This is a genomic window from Burkholderia sp. BCC1638, assembly GCF_902833195.1.
GTDB lineage: Bacteria > Pseudomonadota > Gammaproteobacteria > Burkholderiales > Burkholderiaceae > Burkholderia > Burkholderia diffusa.
Genome location: NZ_CADFEC010000066.1, coordinates 1 through 4152 on the forward strand (window position 1 = coordinate 1; position 4152 = coordinate 4152).

Sequence of the window (4152 nt, forward strand, 5' to 3'; positions counted from 1 at the left end):
CGAGTGCACCGAACCCATGTAGATCACGACGCCGCCGCGATCGTCCTTGTACATGTGCTTGAGCGCGGCCTTGGTCGTCAGGAACGCGCCGTCGACGTGGATCGCCTGCATCTTCTTCCAGTCGGTGAACGAGTAGTTCTCGATCGGGTTGACGATCTGGATGCCCGCGTTCGACACGAGGATGTCGACCGAGCCGAACGTTTCGGCCACCTTGTCGATGCCGCTGTTGACCGCTTCTTCGCTGGTCACGTCCATCGCGACGCCGATCGCCTTGCCGCCTCCCTTGTTGATCTCGTCGGCAACCGCGTTTGCGCCGTCCTGGTTCAGGTCGGCGATCGCGACCGCGGCGCCCGCCTTGGCCAGCTCCAGTGCGATTTCCTTGCCGATGCCGCTTGCGGCGCCCGTGACGACTGCGGTCTTGCCGCTCAGATCTGCTGCCATGTCCGTCTCCTTCCGTTATCGGATCGAAAAAGCGCGCCCCGCTGCATCCGCTTTCGTCGCGCGGTCGTGCAGACAGGCCAGCCGCTATTGTGCACGATCGGCCCCGCCGTTCGCGCGCAAAACGTCTAAGCTTAAGGTCGGTTCCGAGTCGCGGGAGACGCCCATGCACTATCGACGACTAGGCCGCTCCGGCCTGCAGATCAGCGCGCTTTCGCTCGGCTCGTGGGTCACCTACGGCAACCAGGTCGACCAGCGGGTTGCCCGTGAATGCCTTGCGGCGGCCCGCGATGCGGGCGTCAATTTCTTCGACAACGCCGAGGTCTATGCGGGTGGAAAATCCGAGGAAATCATGGGCCAGGCGCTCAAGTCGCTCGGCTGGCCGCGCGTCAGCTATCTCGTGTCCACCAAGTTCTTCTGGGGACTCGCGGAAGCGCCGAACCAATACCACACGCTGAACCGGAAATATCTGCTGAACGCGATCGACGGCTCGCTGCGCCGGCTGCAGCTCGACTATGTCGACCTCGTGTACTGCCATCGCCCCGATCCGAACACGCCGATCGAGGAGACCGTCTGGGCGATGAGCGACATGATCGTACGCGGTAAGGCGCTGTACTGGGGCACGTCCGAATGGAGCGCCGACGAGATCCGCGCCGCGTACGAAATTGCCGAGCGGCACCATCTGCACAAGCCGGTCGTCGAGCAGCCTCAGTACAACCTGTTCCATCGTACCCGGGTCGAGCAGGAATACGCGCGGCTCTATGAAGACTACGGCCTCGGCCTGACGACCTGGAGCCCGCTGGCATCGGGGCTGCTCACCGGCAAGTACCGGAACGGGGTACCGCCGGGTAGCCGCGCGCAACTGCCGGGCTACGACTGGCTCCGCGCCCGGCTGACGGATTCGGCCAGCAACGACGTGGTCGAACGGCTCGGCGCGATCGCGGCCGAATTCGGCTGCAGCACCGCCCAACTGGCGATCGCATGGATACTCGCGAATCCGCGCGTGAGCTCTGTTATTACGGGCGCGTCGCGGATCGAGCAGATCGGCGACAACATGCGCGCGCTCGACGTCGCCGCGAAGCTGACGCCGGAGGTCAAGCAACGTATCGAGGAGGCCGTCGGCGACGCATTCGAGTAAGGCGACTCACGCCCACTCGCGTACAATACGCGGCCGCATTGGCGCGCGGCCCGACGGGCCACGCGCAATCGTCCGTTTTCATCGATTCATCCTTTGTTTCAGGCAGCCCGCCATGCTCAGTTATCGTCACGGTTTTCATGCAGGCAACCACGCGGATGTGCTCAAGCACGCCGTCGTCGTCCAGCTGCTGCGCTACCTGAACAAGAAAGACAAGTCGTACTGGTACATCGACACGCACGCCGGCGCCGGCGTGTATTCGCTGCGCGACGGTTATGCCGCCAAGACAGGGGAATTCGACACCGGCATTGGGCCGCTATGGAACGAAAAGAACCTGCCCGAGGCGCTCGGTGATTACGTCGACGAGGTGCGCGCGCTGAACGACGACGGCGAGCTTCGCTACTATCCGGGCTCGCCGTATCTCGCATGGCGATCGATGCGCGAGCAGGATCGAATGCGCCTGTTCGAAATGCATACGACGGAAATCGACGTGCTGCGTCACAACTTCCGCGATGCGGGGCGCCGTGCAATGATTTTCGCCGGTGACGGCTTCGAGGGCATCAAGGCGCTGCTGCCGCCGCCGCCGCGACGCGCGCTGGTGCTGATCGATCCGTCCTATGAGGACAAGAAGGACTACGCGCGCACGGTGACTTGCGTAACGGAATGCCTCAAACGTTTCGCGACCGGCTGTTACGCGATCTGGTATCCGCAGGTTGCACGGGTGGAATCGCAGCGTTTTCCGGAGCAGCTCAAGCGCCTGCAACCGAACAACTGGCTGCACCTCACGCTGACGGTATCGAATCCGCCGGCAGACGGCCTGGGCCTTTACGGCAGCGGAATGTTCATCCTGAATCCGCCGTACACACTCGCGCAGAGCATGAACGAAGCGCTGCCCTATCTCGTCGAACGCCTGGGACAGGATAGTGGCGCCCGGTGCCAGATCGAGCAGCGCGGGAACTGAGCGGACGTCTTGCCGTTATGGCTGCGGTCTGGGCGTGGGTCTCTGCTGATTGGCTGGCGACACGCCCCAACCGGGCACATTGATATACGGCGCGACAAACAGCGGGATCGATGAATTCGACCCCTGCCCGGCCGGCGCTCGCATGCCTGCGGGCTCGACGATCGGCTCGGACGATAACGGAGCCGTTTGCAACACCAGGCCGCCCTTGCCATCCTGGATCCCACGTTGTGTATCGAGAATCAGCGGCTTGGACGACGTCGCCGCCCCGGCCGCCACGCCGTGAGCGAGCACGACAGCCCCCAGAACGAGACGCACGCGAGAAACGTGACGCACATCGAGACACAAGCGCATGGTCGTATTCTTCCGGTTAAAAACAGGCCCATACCATAGCGCCGCGCCAACGATTTCGCCAGATCAAGCGCACAAAAAACAAAGCCCCGTCAACACGGGGCTTGCTTTTCGTTCGGTGCCACACGGCAGCTGACGGTGACTCCGATTACAGCGAGTAGCCGTTGGTTTCGAGCGAGCGGATGCGGCTCTCGAGCTGGACGATGTCCGACGACGTGGCGAGGTATGCCTCACGGCGCTCACGTTCTGCGGATTCGAACCAGTTGCTCAGCTTTTCAACGATGTAGGCGATCATGATGTTCTCCAAGGAAGGGGGACCCCTGGCGAATCGAGATTCAGGGATTTCCCGTATAGGGTTATCCCGAATTATAGCGATGCCGCACCAAGATGCTAGTGAAATGCTTGCATGGGAACCATTCCATTTTGGAATGGCTTATGAAATATCCGCTTTAACTCATTGATTTTTATGAATATCGAGTCGTGGCCGCTTTTCGGCCTGGAGAGTATGCACTAATCTGGTTCACCGATCGGTTCGGCCAGGCGCGCCAAGATCGGGCATTCAGGTCGTTCGTCACCATGGCAGTGCGCGGCGAGATCGGCGAGCGTATTGCGCATATCGCTCAATTCCGCGATGCGTTTGTCGAGTTCAGCCACGTGTTCGAGGGCGATTGACTTCACTTCGACACTGGCGCGGGCGCGGTCCTGCCAAAGCATCAGCAGTTTGCGGATATCCTCGACGAGAAAACCGAGCCGCCGCGCCTGGCGGATGAAGCGCAGGATATGGACTTCGTCCGAACCGTAGATCCGGTATCCAGCGTCGCTACGCTTGCTGGGCGCAAGAAGACCAACCTGTTCGTAGTATCGGATCATTTTTGCGCTGACGCCGGATTCGCGCGACGCGTCGCCGATATTCATTCGCTGCCCTCTCTCTCCATCAAGCACTGGTTCGAACATGAACGTCGAGGCAAGCAACCCGTCGACGACGCTTCTATCGTATCAAATCGGGAGATTTCGTTCCGGCGCGGGCGGTGACGACGGAATCGACGGCAATCCAGATGATTTTGACCTGCTCCCGGCGTTTAGTACGGTGACGGTGTAGAGTCCGTTCCAGAGAGGAGCGGCAATGAAAAAGCGATTCACCGAAGTGCGTATTTCGGCGAACGTGATCAGCGATTTCGGTTGAACGTGATCAGTGGTTCCGATTGATGGTGATCGGCCGTTTCGGTCGAAGGTGATCGCTGATCACCGGTTTCCGAAACGAGCGATCATC

The 4152-nt window shown here is 61.1% G+C and carries 6 protein-coding genes; 2 read left to right on the top strand and 4 right to left on the bottom strand.

The genetic code is table 11. The features are described 5' to 3' along the window. A partial coding sequence (locus HWX22_RS31130) for an SDR family NAD(P)-dependent oxidoreductase (RefSeq protein ID WP_175916983.1) occupies positions 1 to 441 on the bottom strand: 441 nt, incomplete at its 3' end. A 163-nt stretch (positions 442 to 604) separates the two neighbouring features. Here HWX22_RS31130 and HWX22_RS31135 point away from each other — a divergent pair. Both HWX22_RS31135 and rlmJ read left to right on the top strand, forming a co-directional pair. Beyond that, the gene (locus HWX22_RS31135; RefSeq protein WP_059820590.1) at positions 605 to 1576 is read left to right on the top strand and encodes an aldo/keto reductase; all 972 of its coding nucleotides are present in this window, start codon (positions 605 to 607) and stop codon (positions 1574 to 1576) included. Positions 1577 to 1688: 112 nt separating this feature from the next. After that, on the top strand, positions 1689 to 2534 hold the full coding sequence (rlmJ, locus tag HWX22_RS31140; RefSeq protein ID WP_059530620.1) for a 23S rRNA (adenine(2030)-N(6))-methyltransferase RlmJ: 846 nt from the start codon (positions 1689 to 1691) through the stop codon (positions 2532 to 2534). A gap of 15 nt (positions 2535 to 2549) precedes the next feature. Here the strand turns inward: rlmJ and HWX22_RS32170 are convergent, their stop codons facing one another. From HWX22_RS32170 to cueR, 3 genes are all read right to left on the bottom strand, one after another. Next, a complete protein-coding gene (locus HWX22_RS32170) occupies positions 2550 to 2885 on the bottom strand; it encodes a hypothetical protein (protein ID WP_244135332.1) in 336 nt (111 codons plus the stop codon). Positions 2886 to 3030: 145 nt separating this feature from the next. Further along, a complete protein-coding gene (locus HWX22_RS31145; protein WP_006478295.1) occupies positions 3031 to 3177 on the bottom strand; it encodes a DUF3563 family protein in 147 nt (48 codons plus the stop codon). A 215-nt stretch (positions 3178 to 3392) separates the two neighbouring features. Continuing rightward, positions 3393 to 3797 carry a Cu(I)-responsive transcriptional regulator gene (gene cueR / locus HWX22_RS31150; protein WP_059820591.1) on the bottom strand — a complete coding sequence of 135 codons (405 nt, stop codon included), beginning with the start codon at positions 3795 to 3797 and terminating at the stop codon, positions 3393 to 3395. Positions 3798 to 4152 lie beyond the last annotated feature (355 nt).